The sequence below is a fragment of the Streptococcus sp. HMSC10E12 genome, assembly GCF_001807855.1.
Classification (GTDB): Bacteria; Bacillota; Bacilli; order Lactobacillales; family Streptococcaceae; genus Streptococcus; species Streptococcus salivarius.
Map to the genome: position 1 here is coordinate 1,460 of NZ_KV791095.1, position 4,041 is coordinate 5,500.

Here is a 4,041-nt window from a genome sequence, read left to right on the forward strand (position 1 = left end):
AAGACGCACTTGTTGAAGCGGATTCACTTTGTGATACGCTGGTCTTCAAGGACTCACTTAATGAACTTGAAACGCTCGCCGATTTCTCAGCACTCAAAGATGCACTTGTTGATGCGGATTGACTTTGTGAGAGGCTTGTCTTCAAGGACTCACTCAAGGAACTTGAGACACTCGCTGATTTCACGGCACTCAAAGACACACTTGTTGAAACAGATTGACTTTGTGAGACGCTCGTCTTCAAAGACTCACTCAAGGAACTTGAAACACTCGCTGATTTCACGGTACTCAAAGACGCACTTGTTGAAGCAGACTGGCTTTGCGAAACGCTGGTTTTCAAGGACTCACTCAAGGAACTTGAAACGCTCGCTGACTTCACAGTACTCAAAGACGCACTCGTTGAGGCTGACTGACTTTGTGAAACGCTGGTCTTCAAGGATTCACTCAAGGAACTTGAGACACTCGTTGATTTCTCAGCACTCAAAGATGCACTCGTTGAAGCGGATTGACTTCGAGATTGGCTGGTCTTCAAAGATTCACTCAAAGAACTTGAGACACTTTTTGAGGCTACCGTACTCAATGAAAGGCTAGTCGATGCAGACTGCTTAGCAGACTCACTTCGACTTTGAGAAATCGATTCCTGCTTAGACTGACTGGCACTTTGCGACACTGACTGGCTGTAATCACTATCCGACAATTTCACCGTCACAACATTGGTCGTACTGTCTTTATAAGTAATCGTTACCGTACCATCACTATTAACCGTATAAGACTTAATACGGTTGGCGACCTCTGGATTCAAGGCAGACACGGCCGCAATAATCTTACTCTTATCTGCGTCTGTTAGGGCAGTCAGGCTGGTCACCTGAATAGTGCTTGTCGGCGCCACACCCGGTGTACGATCTGCCAAGCGCCCCTGAGTAATACGAATTTCACCCAAGCCATTTGGACGGTTCATATTTGATGCATTGTCAATAGCAGCAACATTACGTTGCCATGTGTTGCGGTATGAATGATAAAGATCATCCTTCAAATGAATGGTCGTTGTGATGGTTGCAGGATTATCAGTCGTAGCTGTGATATCTCCCGTAATCGGTGCAATATTACCAGTTCCGTACTGGCTACTACCAAAGAAATTGCCGTTCAAGGCATTGTCATTCAAATCGGCTCTTGCAACGACTTTCATTTCTTTAAGCTTGCCACTGTCATCTGTAGCCGTGAAAGTCAAAACAGCATCATCACCAGCATAGAGGGTATAGTTTTTCCCACCACCTTCGAGAGGCGTTGACTTAGGTTCCACACCATCAACAGTCAACTTGGCCATCACTTCAGGACGCGTTCCGTCCGTTACAGCCACGGAATTGCTAGCATCTGAATACACCGCATAATCACCATACATGATGCGAGCTTTGGCTGTTACACCACCTGTTTGTAACTTAACAGTCGGCGTCACAATCGCTTGACCCGAAGCATCTGCCACTGCTGTCCCAACTTCGTCGTCATTATTGTATAGAACAACCGTTGATCCTGGCTCAGCCCCTGTCACCGTTACAGGCGTCTGTGTATAACCCTTATCCAATAATCTCGTTTCAACGGTTGGTGCTGGTAGGCGCTTCACTGGAGCAGTGACATCATTAGTGGTGTTATCTTTATAAGTAATGGTTACCACACCAGATGATGAAACGGAATAAGATTTAAAGTCCTTTGAAGTGGCAATATTTGGGTTAGCAGTCTTAAAAGCCTCCCAAACCTTATCTTTTTCAGCCTGAGCGAGACTACTTGTGTCATTAACAAAAGTACTCGTTGTCACCGCCGTAATCGGATTACGAATACCATCATTTTGCGGCAAAACCTGAATACGAAGCGTGCGTGTCACTGACTGCTTAGCCGTATTAGTCACTACAAAAGAAACATTATAAATTTTCCCAGGCGTTACGACCTCTGTCTGCCCAACAGTCCCCACAATATTAAAGGCCACTGCACTATTTTTCAATGCAGAGGTCTGAGGCACGTTAATCCCATTCACACGATCACTACCAGAAGCGTAGCCAATGCTTTTAATACTATTTCGTGTAGGAACGGTTTCAACAACATTATAAGCCTGATTGATATAGTCAGAGTTATAAACAGAAATCAAGGCATTGTTAGCTAGCCCTAAATTATACTGGGGTGCACGGAGGTTACTATTAGCATCAATTCGAGAACCATTACGAGGATCACGTTGACCAGATGTCGCGCGAAGAACCGCATTGGCAAGACTATTTCTCGCCTGACGAGCCTGAGCAATCGTAGGCGTCACATCACTGTCACGATCAGCCAGACTAACACGAATGGCATCCAGGGCTTTAGCTCCCTTGAGAATAGCAGCATCCGTATTTGGCAAATCAACAGCTTGAGCTTTATAGGTATAAATGTCTAAGGCTAAATCTTTGAGACGCTTTTCTTGCTCTAAACGCTCAGCATCAGCCACAACTGACGCAGCTAGCAAACCAGTCGCCGTATCTGACAATTGGCGATTCGTTTGAACTTCGGATGTCAAGGAAGCCTTTAATAAGGTTGACTCCGAGCTGACAAGAGCCATCCCCACTTTAGAGTCGCTACTACTATCACTTTTGCTAACTGACTGAACAGAGGCACTTGCGCTATGCTCTGAAGTTTTTCCAAGCGCACTCTCAGACTGACTGTGAGCAGAAGAATCCGTCTGACTTACTGATTCCGACTTAGAAGCTAATGAAGCTGACAAGGAAGCAGAAAGCGAGGCACTCAATGACAAGGATGTCGATTTAGAAGCTAATTCAGATGCAGACACCGATTGGCTGAGTGATAAAGACTCACTCAAAGAAGCCTCCGAAGTCTGTCTTGACGCAGTTTCAGATGACTCTTGACTATTTACTTGACTCTCTTGAACACTGGACACAGACTCCATATTTCCAAGAACAACGGAATCAGATGCAGCTAAGAGATCAGTCTTAGCTCCTGCTTCACTTTCCAAAATCGGCTGATCAGTCATTTCATCCGCATGAGCCACGTGAGTCGCAACTGAACCACCAAGCAAGGCCCCAGTTGCAAGCACTCCCTTAAGCACTGTCTGACCTGAAAAGGCAGGTGCTTCCACCTCTACCTGCTGGGCAGCAACAGACGGTGCATCCACACCCCCTCTAAGCACCTTGAAAAGACCAAAATTCGACGTCGCCGCGCGAAGCCAGTGCTTCCCTGACTTAACCAATTTAAACCGTGTCACACGATCGGTTTCACGATATTGACCTTCATTCCTTCTAAAAAACATATATACTCCATTTATATTTTGATTAAAACACTCCTTTCAATTTTATCATAAAATTAAGCAAAAAATCTCATTTCAAGATTGCTTTCTAGCGATTAATCCTTTCATTCATTTCCCAAAAAATACGATAATAATGCTAACCCTAAGACTTATTAAAACTATTTGTATTTTTAGAATATCAAACTAAAAAAATCCCCTACCAATTAGGAAATCACTCTAATCGATAGGGGATATTTGATTGTCTAGCTAGAAGCTAATGATTAAACTTACTAAAGCTTAGAAGTCTTCACTTTCTTCTTCATCTTTCTTACGTTTGGCAAGAAATCCAAGACCCGTTGCAGTTGCCAAAGCACCCAAGGCCATACCTAATGATGAGTTTTCCTCACCAGTCTTAGGAAGCGCTTGGCTACCACGTTTGTGGTTAGGATCCTTCACTTCAGAAGTTGATTCTGAGGCAGATACTGAAGCACTTGTTGATGCTGACGCTGAAAGACTTGCTGATGTACTCAATGAAGTTGAGATACTTGTTGAAGTGCTTGTGCTTTCAGAGGCACTTAAGAATGCCGATGTAGAGGCTGACTCTGATACTGAAACTGAAGCGGATGTGCTTACTGACTCAGATGTGCTTGCTGATTCTGATGCAGAGACTGATGCAGATGTGCTTGCTGATTCTGACGCAGAGGCTGACTCAGAGGCACTTGCTGATTCTGACGCAGAGACTGAAACGGATGTGCTTGCTGATTCTGACGCAGATGTTGATG

At 44.5% G+C, this 4,041-nt stretch carries 2 protein-coding genes and 1 pseudogene; 1 reads left to right on the top strand and 2 read right to left on the bottom strand.

Annotation, left to right across the window (positions count from 1 at the left end; genetic code table 11):
• Both HMPREF3112_RS06150 and HMPREF3112_RS11845 read right to left on the bottom strand, forming a co-directional pair.
• On the bottom strand, positions 1-3,283 hold a 3,283-nt coding region (locus tag HMPREF3112_RS06150), incomplete at its 3' end, for an accessory Sec-dependent serine-rich glycoprotein adhesin (protein WP_141738655.1).
• Between the two features lie 273 nt (positions 3,284-3,556).
• On the bottom strand, positions 3,557-3,790 hold the full coding sequence (locus HMPREF3112_RS11845; RefSeq protein WP_277752922.1) for an LPXTG cell wall anchor domain-containing protein: 234 nt from the start codon (positions 3,788-3,790) through the stop codon (positions 3,557-3,559).
• Between the two features lie 28 nt (positions 3,791-3,818).
• Between HMPREF3112_RS11845 and HMPREF3112_RS11850 the strand changes: the two are divergent.
• Positions 3,819-4,041 (top strand): annotated as a pseudogene (locus tag HMPREF3112_RS11850) (MSCRAMM family adhesin SdrC); the annotation flags it as partial.